3 protein-coding genes are annotated in these 1486 nt (G+C 48.0%); all 3 read right to left on the bottom strand.

What is annotated here, in order from left to right:
• Window positions 1-136: 136 nt before the first annotated feature.
• From V7D78_RS17325 to V7D78_RS17335, 3 genes are read right to left on the bottom strand one after another with little or no spacing between them, the layout of a single operon-like run.
• Window positions 137-388 carry a hypothetical protein gene (locus tag V7D78_RS17325; RefSeq protein ID WP_333609699.1) on the bottom strand — a complete coding sequence of 84 codons (252 nt, stop codon included), beginning with the start codon at window positions 386-388 and terminating at the stop codon, window positions 137-139.
• Window positions 366-833, bottom strand: coding sequence for a hypothetical protein (locus V7D78_RS17330; RefSeq protein ID WP_333609700.1), 468 nt, complete (start codon window positions 831-833; stop codon window positions 366-368). The genes V7D78_RS17325 and V7D78_RS17330 overlap by 23 nt, the downstream gene beginning before the upstream one ends.
• Before the next feature lie 2 nt (window positions 834-835).
• Complete coding sequence (locus V7D78_RS17335; RefSeq protein WP_333609701.1) at window positions 836-1147, bottom strand: DUF883 domain-containing protein; 312 nt, start codon at window positions 1145-1147, stop codon at window positions 836-838.
• Window positions 1148-1486: the final 339 nt, after the last annotated feature.

Raw genomic sequence — 1486 nt, forward strand, 5'->3', positions numbered from 1 at the left:
AGCGTGCTGCTTTGCTGGCTTTTTTGCATGGCTTAACCGATCAGCAGTTTATCACTAACCCACGACACAGTGATCCCTGGCCCAGCGTGCCGCAGTAAAGGCCAGATGCAGGGATTGAGGTTAGATGGCAGTTAAGTTATAACCAGCTTCGCAGCCAGCGTAAGCCACCCAGCCGCCAGACCATTTTAAAAGTGGCGTTATGCCGCAATGGCATTAACATACCCACACTGAAACTCAGCGCCAGGCCAGGCACTGATCCGATAAATTGCTTACTGCGTTGGCCAAGCAGCCATAAATAAGCCTGACGCACTGCTTTATGCTGCTGATATTCAGCTGTGCATTGCTGCAACTGCAACTGCTGCTTTTTAATCAACAGATCGATGATCACTTTTGCCTCCTGCAGCCTCAGTATGGCTACCGAACATATCTCGCAATTGCGCTATGGTATGGCTAAAGCCAACCTGCTTCAGCAAATAACGGACATTACGCCAGCACCAGTACAAGGCCGCCAATTGCAGCATCACTAATAAAGCCCCGGTGAGGGCGACCGAGTCGGTGGCGTGTAACAGCGCATAACCTGCAAACACCAGTACGCAACCCCACAGCATGACGCCCCCGGCACCCAATGCCACCAATAAGGCCACGGCCAGCATTAAACTACGTCGCGACAAAGCCAACTCAGCCTGAGCTGTCTGCCGGGTAAGCCGGGCTTGCTGTTGATACTGCTCAGCAGTCAAACTTAATAAAGCAGCAATCTCAGTTAACTGAGCTAACACCTGTTGCGGTAATGGCTCAGCTGCCGCCTGCGGCTCAGTGTCTCCAGAACCTGCCATCGTTAGTTTCGGCGCAGCAGTGCGCTAACTAACATACCGGCAGCAAAAGCAATCCCAGCTGCCGCTATAGGGTTTTCCTGCGCAAATTGCTTACTACGCTCAAAAGTACTTTGCATTTGCATTTTCAGCTCTTCCTGCTTCTGATCTATAGTCGCTTTTGAACTGGCCGCTGTTCTGCGTAAGCTATCTTCGGCTGTTGCCGCTTTTTCCGCCATTGCATCAACTGCATGATGTGCAGCCTCAGAGGCGCGCTCAGTTACAGGCGATTTAATTGCTGAATTGCCAGCATTGGTATTAGCTTGAGTTGTTGCCATTTTAAACCTCCTGCTTGTTTAACGAAAACACAGCTGAACTGCGCCTGCTAACCTCAGCTTGTGTCAATCAGTCTTACTTATAAGATTAGTACAAAACCACTACCAGATTAACACAACGACGATAAATAATGAAAAATCAATTATTTAAATATTTTGAAACTAACTAAAAAGCCATAATACTGTACCAGTATAGTGTAGAAATGACCGGCCAACAGCAAAGAATACTGGCAATATAAAGCAAAAAGCCAGACCGGAGTCTGGCTTTATAACCTGTATATTTAACTACTTATCATGGTGTAAGCGCATATGCGGGAACAGGATAACATCGCGAATTGACGC

The sequence above is a fragment of the Arsukibacterium sp. genome (assembly GCF_036735525.1).
Lineage (GTDB): Bacteria > Pseudomonadota > Gammaproteobacteria > Enterobacterales > Alteromonadaceae > Alishewanella.